The organism is Algoriphagus yeomjeoni (genome assembly GCF_049821175.1).
Taxonomy (GTDB): domain Bacteria; phylum Bacteroidota; class Bacteroidia; order Cytophagales; family Cyclobacteriaceae; genus Algoriphagus; species Algoriphagus yeomjeoni_A.
In genome coordinates, this window is the sequence record NZ_CP187512.1 from 1,768,912 (window position 1) to 1,790,559 (window position 21,648).

Annotated in this window: 13 protein-coding genes; 5 read left to right on the forward strand and 8 right to left on the reverse strand. The window is 39.7% G+C overall.

The features are described 5' to 3' along the window. The 3 genes from ACPUEN_RS07015 to ACPUEN_RS07025 all read right to left on the reverse strand — a co-directional run bounded on the left by ACPUEN_RS07015 (position 1) and on the right by ACPUEN_RS07025 (position 2,485). On the reverse strand, positions 1-543 hold the full coding sequence (locus ACPUEN_RS07015; protein ID WP_425639391.1) for an NUDIX domain-containing protein: 543 nt from the start codon (positions 541-543) through the stop codon (positions 1-3). Between the two features lie 55 nt (positions 544-598). Further along, positions 599-1,081 carry an Lrp/AsnC family transcriptional regulator gene (locus ACPUEN_RS07020; protein WP_111613135.1) on the reverse strand — a complete coding sequence of 161 codons (483 nt, stop codon included), beginning with the start codon at positions 1,079-1,081 and terminating at the stop codon, positions 599-601. A 210-nt stretch (positions 1,082-1,291) separates the two neighbouring features. Then, complete coding sequence (locus ACPUEN_RS07025) at positions 1,292-2,485, reverse strand: tetratricopeptide repeat protein (protein WP_425639392.1); 1,194 nt, start codon at positions 2,483-2,485, stop codon at positions 1,292-1,294. A 79-nt stretch (positions 2,486-2,564) separates the two neighbouring features. On the opposite strand from ACPUEN_RS07025, the gene ACPUEN_RS07030 reads away from it, so the two are divergent. After that, positions 2,565-3,215 (forward strand): sulfate ABC transporter permease, encoded by a 651-nt coding sequence (locus ACPUEN_RS07030; RefSeq protein ID WP_425639393.1) that lies wholly within the window; start codon positions 2,565-2,567, stop codon positions 3,213-3,215. A gap of 64 nt (positions 3,216-3,279) precedes the next feature. Here the strand turns inward: ACPUEN_RS07030 and ACPUEN_RS07035 are convergent, their stop codons facing one another. Further along, complete coding sequence (locus tag ACPUEN_RS07035) at positions 3,280-4,803, reverse strand: DUF4394 domain-containing protein (protein WP_425639394.1); 1,524 nt, start codon at positions 4,801-4,803, stop codon at positions 3,280-3,282. A 158-nt stretch (positions 4,804-4,961) separates the two neighbouring features. Continuing rightward, positions 4,962-5,768: a sulfite exporter TauE/SafE family protein gene (locus ACPUEN_RS07040; RefSeq protein WP_425639395.1), complete on the reverse strand. Its 807-nt coding sequence runs from the start codon at positions 5,766-5,768 to the stop codon at positions 4,962-4,964. Positions 5,769-5,984: 216 nt separating this feature from the next. Here ACPUEN_RS07040 and ACPUEN_RS07045 point away from each other — a divergent pair, with 216 nt between their 5' ends. Beyond that, positions 5,985-6,788, forward strand: a complete 804-nt coding sequence (locus tag ACPUEN_RS07045) for a universal stress protein (protein WP_425639396.1) — start codon at positions 5,985-5,987, stop codon at positions 6,786-6,788. Here the strand turns inward: ACPUEN_RS07045 and ACPUEN_RS07050 are convergent, their stop codons facing one another. From ACPUEN_RS07050 to ACPUEN_RS07060, 3 genes are all read right to left on the reverse strand, one after another. Continuing rightward, positions 6,789-7,445, reverse strand: a complete 657-nt coding sequence (locus ACPUEN_RS07050) for a Crp/Fnr family transcriptional regulator (RefSeq protein WP_425639397.1) — start codon at positions 7,443-7,445, stop codon at positions 6,789-6,791. A gap of 142 nt (positions 7,446-7,587) precedes the next feature. Continuing rightward, a complete protein-coding gene (locus tag ACPUEN_RS07055) occupies positions 7,588-11,718 on the reverse strand; it encodes a hypothetical protein (protein ID WP_425639398.1) in 4,131 nt (1,376 codons plus the stop codon). A 29-nt stretch (positions 11,719-11,747) separates the two neighbouring features. Continuing rightward, positions 11,748-17,048 (reverse strand): hypothetical protein, encoded by a 5,301-nt coding sequence (locus ACPUEN_RS07060; protein WP_425639399.1) that lies wholly within the window; start codon positions 17,046-17,048, stop codon positions 11,748-11,750. A 447-nt stretch (positions 17,049-17,495) separates the two neighbouring features. Here ACPUEN_RS07060 and ACPUEN_RS07065 point away from each other — a divergent pair, with 447 nt between their 5' ends. The 3 genes from ACPUEN_RS07065 (at position 17,496) to ACPUEN_RS07075 (ending at position 21,503) form a co-directional block, all read left to right on the forward strand. Then, complete coding sequence (locus ACPUEN_RS07065) at positions 17,496-17,723, forward strand: FeoA family protein (RefSeq protein WP_111613061.1); 228 nt, start codon at positions 17,496-17,498, stop codon at positions 17,721-17,723. 5 nt (positions 17,724-17,728) lie between these two features. Further along, positions 17,729-19,858 (forward strand): ferrous iron transport protein B, encoded by a 2,130-nt coding sequence (gene feoB, locus ACPUEN_RS07070; RefSeq protein WP_425639400.1) that lies wholly within the window; start codon positions 17,729-17,731, stop codon positions 19,856-19,858. Between the two features lie 169 nt (positions 19,859-20,027). Beyond that, entirely contained in the window at positions 20,028-21,503 is a 1,476-nt protein-coding gene (locus ACPUEN_RS07075) for a lipopolysaccharide biosynthesis protein (RefSeq protein ID WP_425639401.1), read from the forward strand. Positions 21,504-21,648 lie beyond the last annotated feature (145 nt).

A 21,648-nucleotide genomic window follows, 5' to 3' on the forward strand; every position in this document is an offset into this window, starting at 1 on the left:
TTATAAATTAAGAATCCTAGCTGCCTTAAGAATCCCGGCAATGCTGATTGCATCGGTAATCTCTCCATTCATAACCATTTCCAAAACTTCAGTGAATTGCAATTTCTTGATTTTCAAAATTTCAGTTTCCTCAAAATCAGTATCACCTTGGGTGAGCTCTTCAGCTAAATAAACAAAGCCTACTTCATCAGTTACCGAATTTGACGTATGGATTTTCATAATTTCCGTCCACTTTTCGGCTTGAAGCCCAGTTTCTTCCTTCAATTCCCGCTTGGCACTTTCCAGATTATCCTCAGCCATTGGTCCGCCTCCCATAGGGATCTCCCAGGTATATTCATCCAAAGTGTAGCGGTATTGGCCGATTAGCCATGTATTCCCATTTTCATCAATGGGAATGATACCCATTGCTCTGTTTTTGAAGTGCACCTTACCATAAATACCATCATTGCCAGCAGGATTAATGATCTCATGGTGCTCCACTTTAATCCAGGGATTTTCATAAATCGGATTAATCTTCTTGGTTTTCCAGGGGTTTCGTTCCATTTGTTCAAAAAAAAAGGGTGACTTACGCCACCCCTTAACTATTAGTAAAGGCTGATTAAGCCGGAATTGGCATTACTTTAGAATCTTTGAAAGTAGATAAAATTACCATGGATTGCATGGAATCTACTTCTTTGATTTCAGATACCTTCTCAAGCATCAGACTTTGGTATGAAGTAATATCTTTGGCAATAATCTTTAGGATAAAATCTCCAGTTCCTGTGATATGGTGACATTCAATCACTTCAGGAATTATATTAATCTCCTTCATGAAAGCTTCAATATTCCCCTTATTATGACCAATCAAGCTCACCAACACAAAAGTGCTGACTCCCAAGCCGATCTTTTCAGGATCAAGCTTAGCATGATAACTCTTGATGATTCCAGACTGCTCCAATTTCTTCACTCGCTCTAAGGTAGGAGCAGGTGAAAGGCCAATATCTTTTGACAATTGAGCATTTGTGATTTTGGCATTAGCCTGTAATATTTCCAGAATCTTCCTGTCGATTTTATCGAATTTTATTCTTAAGCTATGATCCATGATCTCTTGCATTTACAAAATTTTATATCGCACAAAATTAATATAATTGATGATTGTTTTAAACCATTCATCAGAATTTTAAAGAGGAAAATCAAAATTTTCTTAAGATTTAAAGGCCTATACACAAACAATCCTTTCAAAATCCCTTGCCTCCTTTAAAAAATTCAAATTATCTCCTGTTATTCTTTTTTTAAAACGGTACTAATTGGATTAAAGTTTATTCTTTTTGATATAATCTCGAGCTGCTTGATGAGCAGGGTGTTTTCGCTTCGCATATTTCTTTACTTTTTTAAAATAGTCTTTTGCAAGCTGTTTATTTTTCTCCTCCGTAGCTAGCTTACCTAGCTGAAGTAAGGAATGAAGATAATAGCCACTTTCCTGAGACTCTGACTCTTCTCCATAAGAAAGTGTTTTGAGGTAATATTTCTTTGCTTCCGCTCGATTACCAATTCTCTCATTATACTGAGCCATATAAAATGCAGCATATCTCCCACTGTTAGACTCATAGCCAGTTTGCTTAGCATCTATTCGCTCGAGTATTTCCCTTGATTGTTGTACAGCTTCCGTCCACCGCCCGACGGCATAAAGGTGGCGGGCATAGGATCTATGGAAATATGGGTTTTCGGGAAATTTTGTGTGCAAATACTCAGAGATCTGTAACGCTTTGAATGGTTCCTTTTCTTCGGATGCATATAATCTGAACAAAAAATACTGGGCTTCGATCCGCGTGTAAAATGCATTATTGGCAACTTCTTCAAGTTGCTGTAATCCCAGCTCTTTGTTCCCCTTTGGGAAAAGTGCCATCACAGGCCTCATAAGAGGATAATTTTCGGGGATCCATTCTGAGAAATAATTAAAGAGTGCATCTCCAAGTAATAATTCTGGATTGAACTCCTCTTCTCCCCTACTTAAATCCATGTATTTCAATGCATTCTTTCCGGCCCAAGCAGCTTTTGTCCAGCTCTTTCTTTCGGAATACAGCCTTCCCTTAAACCCATAGCCAGCTGCTAGAAAAAACGCAGCCTCCTTATTGGTCTCATCCTCTTCAAACATGGTCTCAGCTTTTTCAATAGCCCGGTCAAGGTATTTTATGAAAACTGCATCGTATTTTTCATTGGTCACATCCACTTCTATCCTCCACCAATATCCCAACGCGACTAAAAATTCTGGCAAAGGGTGATTAGGGTATTGAATGGCAAGCACGGCGTAATCTCTCTCTGCTGTGGCAAAATCAAAATTGTACATGCTGTTGATAGCCTCAGTAATTCGAAACTGAAGCCCTTTGTCCAGGAGTAGGTACTTAGAAGGCGCAAAGAACATAGAATCAGTTTCGGCTTGCTGCGCCTGAGCAATGCCAAGTCCGGCAAACCAAATACTGAGAATCATTACGATTCGTGTTGACATATATTTATCTCTTTTTAGAACTCAAAATTAGGGGTATTCCCAAACAAAATTTTAGATTTGACCAAGATTCATCACTATAATGGCTAAAACTTTAACACCAGAAGCACAACGTCTGAAAGAACTAATTGATTTCGACAAACGAGTTTATTTTTTAGTACTGGTGTTTTTGTTTTTACTGATCAGGTATCTCACAAACACCTTAATTCTGGAAGCCATCCCAGATTATAATAACCTGGAAGCAAGGGGTGACTTTATGATTTTTCACATTTTTAATGCTTTAAACTACCTCTGGACTCCTTTTGCCCTACTCTGGAAATTCACCATAATATCTTTCCTCTTTTGGCTTGGAGCCTTTTTAATAGGATACAAAGTACCTTATAAAGAACTCTGGCAGTTTGCTCTTATTGCAGAAATGGTTTTTATTTTCCCAGAGCTGATAAGACTATTGATTTACATTTCTCCTTCTGCTGGAGTCACTTTTATGGAAATAGATGAATTTCGGCCTTTATCGCTACTCTCCTTATTAGGATCGGAAAATGTAGCCCCTCAATACCATTATGCATTTGCAACTCTTAATATCTTCGAGATAATCTACGGAATTGTCTGGGTATATGGTTTTCATATGATCAGTCGTCGCCCATTTGGGGAATGCGGATTAGTCGTTTTCATCAGTTATTATATTCCCTTGGTAATTTGGCTCAGTTGGTATATTATGGTTTACCGTGGGTGAAAAAATGATATAAAAAAAAGGGAGTAGCTTCAAAAACTACTCCCTTTTTTTGCTATTGAAAAATTTAGAATCCTAACCCTAAAGCCATTGAAGTAGGCGTAAAATTAAGATCTGAAACTTTTGAAGCCGCTCCTGACATCAGGTTTACTGAATAAACTCCAGAAGCAGATCCTACGGTAAATACTCCATAGGCCATATCAGAGGTCCCACCTATATCGAATCCGTTATCATCGATCAAATCTATACCTAGTGGTCCGATTGCTACGAGAACCCCATCATTTGGAGGAGACACCTGATACAGCATATCGTTTTGAGCATCTACTACGAATAGTGCTGTAGAAGTAGTTCCTGCAAAGCTTTTGGTATATGCTGCTCCACTCGCCATTGGCGCACCTGGGTTAAGACTTCCGTCCACTGCTACTACTGTACCCAAATCTGGGTGTAGTCTTAGATTTTGTCCGGTCTCGGTGATCAGACGGATTCTATCCACTGTTGGATTAAAATCAAATCCAATATAAGATCCCATCGCAGCTGGCATTAGCGGACTACCGATCGCCGTAACTGCTCCACTTGATGGATTGACGCTATATAACTGGCTCATATTAGAAATGGCAAGTAACTGACCATTCACAGGACGGAAATCGAGTCCAACAATCATTTCCCCAGCTTTCAATCCCATCATATCGACGGCGATTGGACTTGGGTTAGTAGGGTCAAATCTGTAAAGTTTGTTTGCTGCGTCGGTTGCGTAGGCAATTGGGTTAGTCTTGAATGCAATACTTACCACTGGCTGAGAAAATGTACCTACCCACATGGCTTGTCCAGTGTTAAGGTCAATTGTGTAGAGCCTTGATTCATCATCCTTTCTATTTACTGCCAAAGCCACAGAGTTATCAGGGTTCAAATCCATGTCACCAACACCTTCAAAGTCTACCCCCAAGTCACCTACTTCTTCCAGTCCACCGTCATTTGGAGGGACCTGCTTATAAAGTTTGTCTTGTTCAAAGTCAATATCGAAAAGCGTTGTCATGGTAGTACCTGAAAAGCTATTGGAGTACGCTACAGCGCCGATTCTTGGATTCATTCCGCCATTGATTGATCCATCTGTTGCTACTACAGTTCCAAGCTCTGGGTGTAACCTAAGGTTTTGTCCAGACTCTGTAACTAATCTTACCCTATCTACTGTTGGGTTGAAATCTAAAGACGGATTAGCTCCCTGATATGCAGGAGTAAAAGCTCCAGTACCTAATGCCGTAGCTACTCCTGAGTTTTCATTGATATGGTACAAACGACTCATGGAACTTAGTGCATAAAGCTGTCCTGTAGCGGGTCTGTAATCAATTGAAACGATCATCTCTCCAGAAGCCAAACCGGAAATATCCACCGAACTGGAAGGAGTAGAAAGACTTCGTGCATCAAACATTAAAATTTTGTTGTCTGAAGTTAACCCGGTAAAGCTTACTTCAGGGGCTGTTCCTGGCAATTCAACTGCTGGAACCATGTCATCATCCTTATCATCGCAGGATAAAAATGCCAGAGAAAAGATCATACTGGCAATTAGTGAGGGTAAAATGTTTATTTTTTTCATTTGTTGAATAGTTGATTTATCGCATTTACGATGTCAACTTTTCAACTGGATTTTTAAATCAAGAAACTATTTTAAAGAATTTTTAGATTCAACTAATAAGTGTAACACTAAGGTTTAAGGAAGGGAGCCTTGACCTCTTAGGCATGCTTTTACAAAAACTACATAGACATTAGTTCTTTGGTAATGATATAAATCCCCATAAGTAGAACAAACCAACCAAATCCTTTTTTGAGGGCCTTTTCATTTATCCTTTTGGATAAGGAACTACCTACGAAAATCCCAATAATCGATAAGCCTGTAAAAATCAAAAGCATTTTCCAATCAATTGTTTGATTGGTAACATCTCCTAAAAAACCAATTAAAGATTTTGCTGCTATAATTAATAGTGATGTCCCTACAGCCATTTTCATGGGAAGCTTAGCTAAAAGAACCAGTGCAGGGATAATCAAAAACCCTCCACCAGCACCGACTATTCCTGTGATCAATCCTACTACGATTCCCTCCACCGCGATCAACGGTATATTGAACTTAACCTCGGTTTCTTCATCATCATTTACACTTCCATTTCCCTTGATCATAGAATATGAAGCTGCCAGCATGATCAAGGCAAAGAATACCATGATTCCAATGCTTTTGGTGATCTCCAATCCTGCCATGTCAAAAAAAGGATCTGGTAAAGCTGGGACGATAAATTTTCGGGTTAAGAAAACGGCAATAAAAGAAGGTATTGCAAAAACTAAAGCAGTCTTGTAATCCACCAGCTGTTTTTTCATATAGGTAAATGACCCAACCAGGGAAGTGCTACCAACCACAAAAAGTGAATATGCAGTAGCCAAAATTGGGTCTATACCTAATATATAGACAAGGACAGGGACAGTCAATATAGACCCTCCTCCACCAATGAGTCCCAAACTTACACCTATCACAACTGCCGCTGCATAACCAACAAAAACGATGATTTCCATAATGAATTTCTAAGATTTGATGGTACAAAAGTACCAGTGATCCTCAGAGGACGAAGTGACAATTGTTACACTGGCTTCAAAACAGACAAAATACTTTGATAACCTTATTAAGGTAATTCCGATAGCTCTAGTTGCAAAATAATTCTGGTTACATCTGCCGATTCACTCATTTATTCCTTCACATTTGCTTAAATTATTGTTAGAAACTGAATAGCCATGAAAATAATTCTTCCGATAGATTTTTCAGATAATTCTATTAGTGCATTGGAATTTGCTATAGCACTTGCTGGGAAAAAAGATGGTGAAATAATACTCGTGCATGTCATAGAGGCTGTTTTTGACTTTGCATCCCAAGCCTCTATTGCTATGGAAAGCATGCATCGTGACGCAGAAACTTTGATGCAAAAGACTTTAGAAAAATATAAGGATTCAAACCTGATTTTTAAGACCATCATCAAAGAAGGAACTGCTTCTATTTCAATAGCTAGAATTGCGAGAGAACTAGATGCTACTTTGGTTGTAATGGGCACTCAAGGTGCCAGTGGAATTAAACTTGCTCTCATCGGGAGCACTACAGTCAACCTGATTAAAGAATCCTCAGTCCCTGTATTAGTTGTTCCTGCAGAATCAATTGCAGCGGATATTCGAAAGGTAGCTCTGGCGTTAGAATTTGCTAGTCATGAGGAAAAATTCATTGACTGGGTTATAAACATGAGTAAAAGATGGGAACGCGGAATAGAATTCGTCCATGTACAAACCTCCAATGATTTCGAGGAAGACCCAGGAATAAAAAAGTTGGAAAATTTAATCGGCACTCAATACCCAGGCTTAGCAGCTAAAATCCACACTTTTTATGCTAAAACACCCATAGAAGGATTAGACCAGTTTTTGGAAGAAAATGAAAATGTCATCCTTGTGATGTGCCACCAACATAAAAACCTCTGGGAGCAGGTCTTAACTAGGAGCCAAACTATTCAAATGGTATTCCATTCAAAAGTCCCACTTCTCGTAATGACTTGATCACTTACTGATCAACTCCTCAAAGTCATCACGGATGTAGATCACATTTCTACCCAATTCTATCCATTTCTTTTTCTCTAATTGCTTCAAAAGTCGGGAAACAACTTCCCTCGAAGTAGTTAGCTCATTAGCTATTTCTTGATGGGTAGTATGAAGCTCATTGGTTTTAAGCTGTTTCATTTTTTTCACGATATACCCCATTAATCGCTCATCCATTCGTTTGAACGCTACAGCATCCAAGGCGACCAGCATTTCCTGAAAACGGTTCTGGTATGTGTTTGAAACGAAATCTTTCCATTGCTTGAAATCATTCGAAAACTGATCAATGGCGGTAATTGGTATAGCTATTATGGTAGCATCTTCCTCGACAACTGCTTTAATTTCACTGGCTTTTGAGGCAGAGCAGCATGTCAGAGATAAAGCGCAAGTTTCACCTGCATCTAAAAAGTAAAGAAACAACTCTCTTCCTTCTTCATCCATCCTGGAAATTTTTATTGACCCTTCCAGCACGATTGGAACCATTTTAATGAACTGACCAGGCTCCATTAGAACTTTCCCAGCCTTTAATTCCATCATCTGCCCCTTATCCAATAGTTGCTCTAGCAATGCAGGGTCAGTAAAATTAGGTAGTGCTTCTTTGAGTTCTTCCGTTGTCATATCATTTTAAAAAGATGGCAAATTTAAAAATCTATCGTTTTTGGCTAAGTGATTAATATCACAATTTCTCGATCAAGATAGTTCAAAAAAAATACCTCCCAATTGACATGAGAGGTATTTATACTAATTATTTATCAGTCAACTATTCACATGTGGGGCAGCAGACAAATGGAACCTTAGTGAGAGGAGATGTTCTCAAAATTCTAAAATGTCCTAATCCTCTACTCAATGGACGCATTTCTTCGGGTGTGTTGGTAGGTGGGATTTTATCTTTGTCAACTTTCTCTAAAATTTTCTCCAATATTGGACTGTCTTTTACCTGTTGGAATTGTTCGAAGTGATCAAAAATATTTGTAATGTTACCAAAAACCTCGACTACCAAAACGCTGAGCGGACTATCTTCCGGTAAACCGAACATTTTCAATCTACTTGCAATTTCCTCAGAAGAAAATTTAGCCGTGCCTACTGGATGAAGTTCCTTTAGATTAGCTACCAAATGACCTTGAAGAATTAATGCTTCATTTTGAACATAAGAAGAGCTAACATTCGTAGGAACCTTATTTGGAGCAGAAGCTATTTTCACCAAATCTTTAAATTGCTCAGACTCTTCTTTGTCATCTACAATTTTTATCCCGATTTGCATTTCCTGTTCTCCCAATAATATATTCCTAAAATCTAGTCCGTCGGCTTGGTACACTTGAGCATATAACACCGCCCAAAGACTTGTTCTAGGTGGTTTTGAAGTGACATTTTTGCCATTCATTACTGCCTTTGCAAACGGCGCAGTGACATACATTTGCTGCTTTCCTCTATTCAATGTACACAGTAAATTAGGAGCAGGATGCTGAATACCTGTTACTCTAAGTGCTCTCCCAAACCTACCTTGAGCCGTGGACCAAAGATTATTTGTTTCACCATCAAAATGTGCATGTCCAACTCTAAATTCATAGGTAAAAAACCCAAAAAGCTCAGGGCTCTCTGCATGCATACCGGGTGGTAGCGGCAGTATAAAATGCCGCTCACTATCCAACGATTTAGTCATTTGCTGCATGGCTCCTATTGCCGCCATATCATCGCCCTGACCAGGAGTAATTATTCTTGTCAGTTCAGGATCAAGATTCAATGGACTTTCTTCAGGCGCTAATAACTGCTCGGCAGAATTATTAGAAATCAACTGATCAGGTGCATTTGCCAGCATCCTACAGAAGTATAAGTCATCGGGATTCTCTACCGGCTCCTCAAACTCAATCCACAAATGTCTTCTTCGCACCTCAGTGGAACTATAATCATCAGATCTATCATAGGGAGAAAATGCCAGACCCACACTTTTCATTTTAGGCATTTGCGATGGTGCAAGGACTGTTGGCAAAACTAATTCTTCAATTTTCTTTTCAGGGACACTGACATGTTTAGGTTTGAACTTTGGTATAATTGTATAATTAACCCAGATTTCATCCGGAAATCGAAGTTCAACCCCATCTCTTTTAAGGTCGTTTTTGGGTTCTATTGCGTCTATAAATACCAGTCGGGTATATCCTCTATTTATTTCCCCAAATCGATCTTCTTGTAGTGCTTCAAAAGAAACGGTATGCTTAAGTTCTATTTCTCCAGCATTTTTCAGGTTTCTCCATTCGCTTTCCAGGTCCTTTCTGAATTTGTATCTCTTACTGATTTGGAAGGCATCATTTTCCAAGCAATCCCAAGTCCAGTCTCTTTGCATTTTATAGCTTATCCCGCCAATCCAGTGCCCTTGCAATTCTGCTTTAGAGGCGAAAGTCACGCTACTCCCATCCGGAGCTAAAGAATGCTGAATTCGAGAGCTACAACCAAATGCTATTCTTTCCCCTTTCGGAGCCAGTATGGTCATACCTTTGGCTTTACAGCCTAGGGCATCAGCCAACCTGTTTACAATATCTGCTTCTCCAGTTTCTGTTACTCTTTTCAATAGATGTGAAAAAAGATTCTTTTTAATCGTTGGCACACGCTCTGGGCGAAGAAAAATCCCCTGCAATTCAGGCACATTCCCGAAAGGAAATAGTAATTGACCTTCTTGTGAGGGCTCCTTATAAAAAGTCAGTTGTGTCACTTTACCATACCTACTATCACTCTCAACGTCAGAATCAATAGATCCAAAATACTCATCTGGATCTTCCTCACTGCTGGCTAGACCTCGGAGTGTCACTCTAATATTTCTACCTGTAGGAAGTATTAATTGGGTCATTTCATCCAAATCTGAATTTTTCAAGTTATCTACGAAAAATGGATTGGCTTCTTCTCCGAGATTCAAAACAGGAACATCGATAAATTCAACAGGAATATCCAGTCTTGCATCAAAATCTGATGGGAACAATCGTTTGGTTTGATACAAAGTGATGTAGCCGTCAGAACCATTCTGACTTAAGGCATTATCCATTCTTAGTGATTTGACCTCTACCCGGATATATACTTCAGTCACATCTGGATCTGCTAAAGCTGGTTTCAAAACTTCGTTCTGAGCAGCCACATTCTTCAGTTCTTCGATGGGATCCCGACCTGCCTTCTGATATTTTTGAGTAAAAACTACCGCTGGATATTCCAACAATGGTCTATGAAGGGAAATCGTAGGATTGGAAGAGAAGGATGTTTCTGCGGGATCTGTGGAGTTAAAATATTCTCCAGTCTGATGAAGAAGCTGCTTAGGCATGTCAATCCTAAGCATACCGGGAATCACATAACGTTTGAAGGCGACATTTGTCACAGGATTAGGCGCACTGTTCAGAGGTATCTTATCCACCCTTGGCCCGCCTCCACTAATGTCAGTTAAGCGTATTCTAAAATCATAGCTTTGGCCATATCGCAGCACAGTATCAATTGGAGCAGGGATCAAAGTGGAATTAGGGTCAACTTTTTTCTCTTGGCTCCCTTTCAAAATAGCTCCATTTTCCTGATCATTTTTATAAATCAAAAGCGCATCAAGATCTTCAGTCACCATGCTTTTGCCAACCCAATGTGCATAATACATAGGCAACCAAAAATTGCTGGCATTCTTTCCTGTAAGCTTGGTAGGATAAACTTGGTAAGGAAGTTCGGTAGTTGATATAGCCAATTCCTTCCCCAAATTACTTTCTGGATTGATCTCAACTTCATTTAGACTTTCCCATACACTACCTTCTTCTGCTTCTTTCACGTCAATATGATAACCCATCACACCCAAAGGAGCATCTAGTCTTAACCCGGAACCTGCAGCTTGAACATCCGTATTTTCTGTCAGCTGTCTGATGTACCACAGTAATATCTGTTCATCATCCCATCCTAATCTAATTCCTGCCTCAGTTTGAGGATGAAAACCATCTCTTTTTTCCTTTATGAGATTTCCACTTTTGGGCTGATTAGCATGGACTATTTTCGCAAAACCATCATCATATAATCGTGCCTCCTGAAAAACTTCATCCCAAGGCCCAAATGGAATAACCGGCATCGGGTCAGTGTTTTTCTTGTGCACTACAGGGAAAGTCACTGCCGCAAAAACTGGACGTTCGGTGCCCGGCACCAAAGCTGGAATTCTGGCAGCGTATCGTTTTATTAATGGCCCTTCTGAGTCTTCTAATAATTGATTTTGAACTGAAGCATATGGATCATTTACAATATCTGCATATAGGAAGCCTCCATCTTCAAACCATGATGCTTCTATCCGGATAGTTACCTTATACACCATTCCGCAAGCTTCTGCCAATAAAGGTTGCTTGAGAATTTGGGCGAAAATCTTTCCCCAACTTATCTTATCTACAGGAGCAACTGGCTGGAGAGGCAGTTTATCTCTTACGGCACATTCATAGCTATCGTCTGTGACTGCATTCGGATGTCGAGGCTGGGTAAAATTGAAGCTTTTCCTATAGGTCTCAGGCAGATACTTTTTCACGCTCTTTGCAACATCTACCACTGGCGGAAGTTTATCGTTAGCGTTTCCAATGGTAAGCTTAAAACTCTTCGATACTTTTTCCAGTAAAGTTGCTTTTTTTGTCGCTTCTGTGACGGTGACTGGCACTAGCACCGGCATTCGATCTGGATTTAATGGATTTGAGATAGGAAAGTCATCAGTCCCTCTTACTATCCCCAGACTGAATTGAGGCTGAAAATTAGCAAACCCAGGCACAGAATTCGGGCTAGCGGGAGCAGTATTCCAATTAATAAATGGATCCGTATTGGTTGGTACTACTAAAATATTTACAGACAAATTCTCCCCATCAAAGTGCTGAGGAAGTGCCATTACCGAAAGAAGTTTTTTAAGTTCCATGTTCAAAAAGGTCTAGTTAAAAATAAGTATCAAGCGATCTGTCTGCTTTCCTGCCAAGTCTCTTCAAAATCAATATTGATGATAAAACATATACTGATCTCAAGTCCAAAAGTCACTGAAGCAGTGCATTCTGTTCGCTTTTCAGGAATGAGTCTGGTGACAGTACCACTGGCTTCGATATAAATAGTCACTGAGACCAAACCGCCAACTAAGCTTGCTTTACCTCTGAATAGCATAAAGGCAGTGACACTGATCAGATCCGCACTAGCGTACATTTCGCATCCAACCATGTAGGTGACGGACACATTCCCTACCACAGGTAACCCAACAGCTATTGTCGCTCCAAAACCAAGCTTCATTGTCAGACTTGGACCAATCTTAGTATCGCAAGCTACTTTTAATTGGACTTCGCCGATAGCGAAAATCGTTGCTCCCCCTACGGTAACACACATCACTTCAAGCCCACCACGGAATTCGATGAATGCGCCAGCTGTCGGTAAAAGTTGTTTAGGATCTGTGGTTACTTTGAGAGCAGCATTGAAATAAACACCTAACGCTAAGCCTGCTTCTAATTTGAGTGGTGTTTGTGGAGAGTTATACAAATCCTCTTGTGGTGGAAATCGTACCAGAGGAATTTCTTTAGATGCTTCAAATTTATATTCCCAAATCTCACCCGCATTGCTCATCGCTATTTTGAGACCTTTTTGCATGACAGCACCATAATCTCCCGTGCTCAGGGATGCTAATAATTGTAAAATATCAATCACGGGCTGGAGCTCGTCGCTGAACTCAATCTCTGGAGTTGGCAATCCTAGATTCGGGAAATCATCATCCTTAAAACCCTCATATCCTGACTCTTTACCCTTCTGCGCATCAAAATTTCCTTTAATAGTCATTAAGCGTGTAAATTCCCCCAAATCAACCACCATAGCGACATTGTTCAGTCTGCTCTTCCATGCTTTGGCAGTATCGTCTACTACTGCTTTAATATCAAAATTCAGCTTGCTATCTACATAGGTATTTGGATTATCTTCCTTCTTACCCGTTTGATAATCGATATAAATCTTCAGTGCTTCCATTTTCACCAAAAACACTTGAGTTGGAGGAAGATCAAAAGCTACCGCCTTCTTTATGATGTCATTAGCTCCAGTAGACAAAAGCTCAAACCCCTGATCTACTATCGATTCTCCTTCTTTTTGAAGCTCAATTTTCAGCATTTCCAAAACCTTAACTCCACCATCCTGTAAGCCATTCTCTCTGAAAATACTTGCAGCTGCCCCAACACCAGCTAATGCGCCACTGAATAGTACTGCCGCTTTTCCAAATTCATTAATTGCATTACCAGAATTAGGAAAAATTCCGCTACCTGCCATTAACCGATAAGCATCAGCATAAAGCATCGGAGTTTTACTTAGAAGTTTTTTTGTTCCATTTTCGAAGGAAGGAGTCAACACAAGGGCTTTCTGAGAAGCAGTAGTTTGGAGTATTCCGAAGTTGATTGTGCTGGAGTCAGGATTTCGTAATAACTCTGATGGACTTGCCAATCTCAACAACTTCGTATTGACATCAAGAGGTTTCACCACGATGTCTTTAACCCACTTCCCTGCTCTAATCAATGGAACAGGAATATGTGGAGGCAAAGGTGTAACATCACCAGAACTCACTTTATGCTGAACCACAGTCCAACTACCAGTTTTAGGCAAGATTAAGCTACCTCTTGAAGCGGCCACAAAAATTGGGTCTGTATTCGATGGGCTTGTAGAATGAGAAAAATCAAATCGCGAAATCCGCATCTGCTGATCAGATTTATTAACATTCATGACACAGTTAATATCCCCACCGATTATTCCTCCCTGCAAATCTAATAACTCTTTAAAGCGCTTAGGACTCAGCGGAACACCTGTTGGGGCTAATTGTACATATCCTAAAATCTTTTTGGAAGGAGTTCGGTTTTTAGTATGCCCTTGCACTAAGTTTTCCAGCTCCACATCTGCGTCAAACCAAACTGGACGACAGATAATGGGTAATTCTTTTGCAGTATTCTGATCCCAAGTCTGTTCTACGCCCAAGATATCTATGTAGGTCTCATCCTTTTTTATAAAATCAGTTCGTTCAAAATCAGCTATGCTCGCATCTTCTTCAATATTTCTTATGTTGAACAAACCTCGTAGTGTGCCAGGATGGATTTCATAGGGATCTTCGTGTACCAGGCTGCCATTCCTTACGAAATCATAACCAAAATCAAACTTACCATCGGTCTCCGGTTGCCATCCACTATCCACACGATAGACAAATCCAGAACTTGTACGAAATAGCGTAATCGTTCGAACTACCCGTATTCCCCAAGGATATACCAAACTTTTCACTTGAATCACTTCATGGCCAGTCCTGCCTAGCATAACATCAAATCGTGCTTGGCTCGTACTGGCAATGGCCGCAGAAGGACTTAACCAATTACTAAACATACTAGCTCCATAGCCCGAAAAATCTATCGTCGATACCGGAACTCCCTTCGGATCACCATTTTCGGTGGAAAATTCAGTGTTGAAAATAGTTGTTACTGAGTCACCTAGTGTACTGGTATTGGTGTATGTTCCGTAAGCAGAAAGGACGTTATTCAACTGAAAAGTAAAACCATCAAACATCGGCAAGTCTTTTTCCAAAGGAGGCTTTTTGCCAGCATCACCACCTATCGCTCGAATTTGTATCCCTCCTTGTAAACTATCTGGGAAATTTGGGTTGACGCCTTCCAGCCGTGGCAGCAAATCTTGGTATGGACTTTTTTGAGTGAGTTGAGCTACGGCTTTCAAACCAAATGGCAAAGTAAATTGAGCCAAAAGATCAATCTTCCTTTGCTTATACTGATCTAGTATAAAAGCAGTTAATGGTATAGGAGATAGAGTAACACTTAAATTACTTGTATTGATAAGTCGTGTAGGGCCACCATCATTGAGGTAATAATTATATCCTGCAGGTGGATCCATCGGTTGTGGTGGATCAGGAGGTGTTGTCAAATTCAACACAGGCTCCCAGGCTACCTGAGGTAAAAGAAATACTCTAGCCAAATACCCAGGAACTTTAACCTGCATTCCCTCAACGGAAATTAGTTGCCCATCTTGTGGGGCAACAGCTGCCTCAGTTTCCGTTTTGTGGGTTGCCACTCCAGTTACTTGTCGTTGAGATACTGCTCTCACATTAGTACCTAGACTTACCCCCACTTGATTTGCATTTGAACTTACATCGAGTAATGTGAAAAAATCCCGAGAGAAACCTGATACTTGCTTATTATACTCGGCTTCAAAGTCGGGGGTATTTCGCTTAGTCGCAGCACTTCTTGGTGCACCTGATTCGCTATTTATTCTATAAACTACCTTCTCAGACTCAAAATCTCCAACTGCATTCATTACTACTCCCGCCACAGCATCATTTGAAGGACTAGAAGCTGCGCTAGTTAGCGCCTGCCCAAAGTGGAAAGAAACAGTTACCTCGTCATCTTTCTCAGGAATTGGCTTTTGTATAATTCTACAAACCAACCAATTTTTAATATTGTCTAAATTGGCACTTTTCCGATTGAAGGATCTACTTAAAGCCCCAATATTCGCCAAATATGGATCAGGTAATGTAGGGAGGTAGGCCAGCATACCAAATACTAAGTAGGTTTGGCTTTCTACAATTCTTGTCCACTCATCATTGCATTTGCCAAAAACCATGCATCCATTTACAGGAGACACAGTGAATAATGCATTTTCTAGGGCTAAAGCAATTGATTTAAAATCCGGTACTTTATCAAATGGTAATTTATTATCCCACAGTATATTATCATCCAATAGTAAAAGTAAATTTGAGGTATCATTTCCAGCTAAAATCAATGCAGAATCCTTTGTCTTAATAGCAACTGCATGTCCGTTTACTTGCTTTGGTCTATCAACATTAACCGATGTATTGCAGGTAGAAAAAATCAGCTCCGTTCCCTCAGCCAGACAGTTATACAAAAAAGTTGTTTTCGAAGGAAAAGCGATATCAATGGAGGTCCCATATGGATTGAGTTCATCTTTCCAATGATCAACTTGCATCGATCCTCCTGATCCATTTGCAACCAGTGAAGTGATAGCAATCCTTCCTTCTTCTACCAAAAACAGGCTTTCATTTAAGCTGATTTTCTGAACTCCAATATTCTTCCAGTTAAATAGAATGCCTGGCTCCCATTCTTCCATCATCCCTCCAATACCAGATACCTCCAAAGGCGCATTTATATCCAGAGAAGCTGCAGGTATGGCCCAACAGCTAGATTTCACATTGGCTTCTCCAGATAGCTCAACCCAATTCCCTTGTGTTTTCTTGGGAGAAAAAACTTTGCCTTTTGAATCCGGTACAAATGGAATACAGAATCGACTGAGTTGAGTATTATACGTAGCTGCTTTGTTCTGATAGCTGAAAGAATTTGAATTACCATACACATTCCATTGAGCATTTCCTGCACCAACTAACTGACCTGTACCTGAGCCGGTAAACTTGAATTGAATAGCATCTGGGCATTGAAGTGACATCTCAGCTGCGTCTTTCCCATACCTCTTCGTGCTCTTGCTTCCTTTTATAGTAGGTGAATCAAGCTCTAGATTTACCGATACTTGAGTGTTCACGGCCAAGAGTAGATTATTTCCATTAAGCACAGGTTTCGCTGTAAGTGAAATTGTCCCGGCCTTTATTTTTAGTCCAAAATACCGATCTGCTGGTGCATTCGAAGCAAACATTTTTGCTTTAACCCACACACTACCTGCTACTAATGTAAAATTCTCGGTTACCTCAACTGGTTGACTATTTACTGGCTGTACTTTAGGTTTGGTGAATTTTGCTTTGAAAAATATCAAAGGTTCATTGGTCCCTTGTTTGCGCAGTGCTATCAGCTTTTCTACTCTGTAAACATCCACGAAAACCTGCAAGCCATCTACTCTCGTAATTGGTCCTATTGTTTTATTAACCTTTGCTCCAACCGCCCATGCTGGCACACTCTTTTTCACTTGACTAGTCCTAATAGGAACCTCACGAACAAATACTTTAGTCTCTGGCTCAGCAGCTACTTTTTGTCTGGTAACTTCTTTGGAAATTTCTTCAATCTTAATTTTATCAGGCTTTGAAAGTCTGTCCTGGAAGAAAAAATCCGCAGATTGAACAGTTAATTTTTCCGATTGAATATCTGCTAGAGACTGATGTTGCAAGGCTTTCGCTAAAATTGGAATTCCTTCAGTAATCGATTTTTTTTCTTTGGAGTCGCTAGCCTGTAATTGACTAAAAACCTCTGTAAGTAGGGACTGAATCAGGTCTTTTTCCATGGTAAAAAGTGTTTAGACTTGTGAAGCCCTCTCATGATAAAAACTGTTTCCTACTGCTACCACGTAAAAATCAACACCAAACAATTAAAAATTAAAAGAGCAGGATGAATTTAAAAATAAATCCAATTAATCCCTAAAACTATCCAATCTATCTCATTGAAAACCTACCAATTACGATACAAATTTTAGTATTTTTTACCAATTCTATAGATCGAACAAATACTAAGAAATAAGGTGTAGCCAATAATCAAAATCAGAACTCTTATAGCGAAGCAGGTATTACTATTTCTCTTAAAACTCTATTTTGAGCAGTAGCTATCGTTACCGAATTTTCTTTATCCAAAAGCCCAAGATTCAAAAACATGACAAAAATCTTCTTTATTTTTCTTTAGATTCATTCCAAATAATTCTATTTTTGCAATCGGTTCAAAAGGCCGAGGTAATACTATGTTAATAACAGCTGATTCTATACCTGTCACCCGGGCGGCAATTATTCAAGAAATCTTAGATTCTCCGTTGAAAATCAACTTGATGGAACTCGGGTTTTTGCCTGGAAAAACGATCACCCTGCATCATTCCGCTCCAATGGGAGGACCAATGGCATTCAAGCTTGATGAAACAATACTTGCCCTAAGAAAAACCGAAGCTTCACTCATTGAAGTACAATTGCTCTGAATTTCATGCCTGAGTCTACCATTCCTTCCCAAGTCAAATCACCAAAAATCGCCATCATCGGGAATCCGAACGTTGGTAAATCAACTATTTTCAATCAACTCACAGGACTGAATCAAAAAATTGGTAATTATCCTGGAGTGACTGTAGATAAAAGGACTGGGTCGATGGAGTACCATGGGTCAAATTATGAGATCATTGACCTTCCTGGCACTTACAGTCTTTACCCAAACTCAGAAGACGAAATCATTGCTCATCGTGTACTGAACCAGCTGAGCGAAGATGAAAAGCCCGACTTCGTGTTAATGGTCATTGATTCCTGCCAGTTGTCCAGAGGTCTATTTTTGGCAACTCAATTAATCGATTTGGGTTTAAATCTTGCCTTGGTACTGAACATGGCTGATATTGCCACGAGAAAAAATATTGCAATCAAAACCTTTGAGATTTTCAAAGCTCTCGGAGTTCCAATTTTGAGCACCGATGCTAGAGGTGAAAAAGGCCTGGATCAAATTCGTGAGTTAATTCATCAACAAAACTTCAGTAAAAAATCATCTTTTATAACTATAGAAGAGGTAGTTTCTGGAACCCTACTGAATGAGGTAAAAGAGAAATTTGAATTCACAAACTCCTATCAGGCATATCAAATGCTTCGTTTTGGAGAAAAAGACAAAACCATTTCCCTCGAAAGTCGAAGTTGGATCAAGGCAAAACTTGAAGAAAACAACTTTGATCTTGAAAAAGCACAGTTAGAGGAGACTAAGATTCGGTACAGAATTATCACTTCAATAGTTGAAAAAGCAGTAGTTAAGACCCCTGATGTAAAGAAGGAGTCTGGTATCGATAAAATATTACTTCACCCAGTCTTTGGATATCTCATATTTGGAGGCATTCTGTTAATTATTTTTCAGGCGATTTTTGCCTGGGCTTCTGTACCCATGGATCTAATTGATGGGTTCTTTGCTGAGCTTGCAGGTTCCGTATCCAACTTACTTCCCTCAGGTCCGCTTTCAAGTTTAATCACAGAAGGAATTATCCCTGGCATTGGAGGTGTAGTGATATTTATCCCTCAGATAGCGATGCTTTTTGGTTTTCTTGCGATTTTGGAAGATACCGGATACATGTCCAGAGTGGTGTTTTTAATGGATCGATGGATGCGCCCATTTGGACTTCATGGCAAAAGTATAGTTCCCTTAGTATCGGGTGTAGCATGTGCCATTCCCGGTGTAATGGCAGCAAGAAATATTGGAAATTGGAAAGAGAAAATCATCACCATTATGGTGACTCCTCTAATGAGTTGCTCTGCTAGACTGCCAGTTTATGTGATTCTAATAGGATTGGTAGTACCAAATGAGCTTGTTTTAGGTTTTGTGAATCTTCAAGCTTTAGCATTACTTTCCCTTTATTTACTAGGAGTGCTTGGGGTATTGTTTACCGCATTGCTCCTGAAAAACATTCTTAAAACTGAGGAGAAAAGCTTTTTGATGGTCGAGCTTCCTACCTATCGTGCCCCTCGCTGGTTAGACGTCTTGATGACTATGTACAATAAGTCCAAGACTTTTGTATTTGAAGCTGGTAAAGTAATCTTGGCTATTTCTGTGATACTTTGGGTTTTGGCATCCTATGGACCGCCAGATAGAATGGATGCCATCAGAGCTGAAAGTGAAGTTAAGCTCTCCCAAGCTTCACCTGAAGAGATTCCAGCAATAGAAAATGAAACTTCTTCTCTTCTTCTTGAAAACTCATTCATCGGAATTATGGGGAGAACAATTGAACCAGTGATTCGACCGTTAGGTTACGATTGGAAAATTGGAATTGCATTGATTGCTTCTTTTGCTGCGCGTGAGGTTTTTGTGTCCACAATTGCTACTATTTATAGTATAGGTGCTGATACCGAGGATGAACTTACCATCAGACAAAAGCTAAATCAGCAAATAAACCCGTCTACCGGCGATAAGGTCTACAATAAAGCTACTGCATTTTCGCTGATGGTTTTCTATGCTTTTGCGATGCAGTGTATGAGTACTGTTGCTGTAGTGTATCGGGAAACTAAAGGTTGGAAATGGCCGTTGATACAAACAGCATACATGACAGTATTGGCCTATTTTTCGGCCTTACTTGTCTATCAAATTCTATCTTAACATGTGGCAGGAAATAGTAATTGGAGTAATAGTTATAGCAGCTTTGGCATTTTTGGTAAAGAAGTATTTCTTCAAATCAAAAACTGAAGCTGGATGTGATAAGTGCGCTAAGCCCTGATTTTTAAATCAAATAATTTCTTAATGCCAGTTTTTTGATACTTTTAAGCTCATGGGCAAAGTAGCCAAGCAGAGTATTCAAACCACCATTTTTTCTTACCTGGGAGTAGTCATAGGTTATGTCAATGTTCTTTGGCTTTATCCTTATGCCTTGGACGCATCTGAGTTAGGTACATTTCGAACAATCCAAGACATAGGTTTACTCTTTGTTCCCTTTGCCCAGCTGGGCGTTGGGCATGGAATCACACGCTTTTTCCCTCAACTTAAATCAAATCAATCGGCTTTTCTCAGTTATGGTTTAGTCTTTTCGATGGCCGGATTTGCAGTGGTTAGCGCCATATTTCTAGGATTCAGAACCCAAATCATCAACCTTTTTGCGGTTAACTCTCCCGAAGTAATAGACTTTTTCGGTGTCATACTTCTTATTACTCTATTTGCCCTTTTGAGTAGCATACTGGATGCTTACAGTCGATCTTTTGTAAAAGTGGCAGTACCCACACTCGTTAGAGAGGTGTTTCTACGTCTTTTGACAGGGATTTTAGTAGGAGCATATTTGCTTAAATGGATCAGCTTCCAACAAGTAATGCAAGGACTAGTGCTAGTCTATGGGTTAGCCTTTTTGGGAGTATTAATCTATTTACTTTGGCTGGGAGTTTTAAAATTTGATTTCCGTTGGAACTCCTTTCCGAAAGGTTTTCGAACCTCCTTCCTTCAGTTTAGCCTCATTACTTTCTTGGCTACTGCAGCTTCCACGTTGATAATGAAGATTGATAGCATCATGGTGAGCTCCATGATCAGCCTTGAAGCAAATGCAATTTATACCATTGCCTTTAGCATGGCTTTGGTAATAGAACTACCTAGACGAGCGATTTCTCAGGTGGTTATGCCTGTGATAGCAGACCATTTTGCCAAAGGAAATCTTGAAGAAATAAATGCCCTGTATAAGCAAATTTCAAACCGTCAACTTTACATCTGCTTACTCCTATTCGTTGGAATATGCGCCAATTTGGATGCTGTATATTATTTTATTCCAAATCGGGAAATCTACGAAGCGGGTAAGCATGTAGTAGTTCTGATTGGTTTGGGGAAATTATTTGATGTTGTATTCTCCGTAAACAGTGAAATCCTGGTTTTTTCCAAGCATTACAGATTCAATTTGATTGCTACAATTGGTATGAGTGTACTCATCGTAGGGTTGAATTACCTTCTTATTCCCATCTATGGAATAGAAGGAGCTGCCTTGGCATCAGTTGCAGTGATGTTTCTGTTCAATTTTGTGAAATATTTATTCTTAAAAATCAGATTAGGTTTTGACCCTTTCTCCAGAGACACATTAAAAATAATTTTCGTTGGAGTAACAGCTTTTGGTCCTGGGTACTTCAATTCATTTTCTCTTTCTCCGATTCCAAACATCGTAGTTACTAGTTTATTGGTTCTTAGCCTTTATCTGTTTTGGTCAAGATTATTAGGAGTTGGAAATGAAGAGTGGGAATGGGTAAAAAATAAAATAAAAAAGTCCGGATCTTAGAGTGTTGCAAACCTCCTACTTGACAAGATTTGAGCTGCCTGTTAACCGCAAACTTCCACTGTTATCCTGACTCTTTCGAATCGAGGCCCCTTCCCGATAGATCGGGATCAGGGTGAGGCCTGCTTTTGGGAAGGGCTTCACTCGG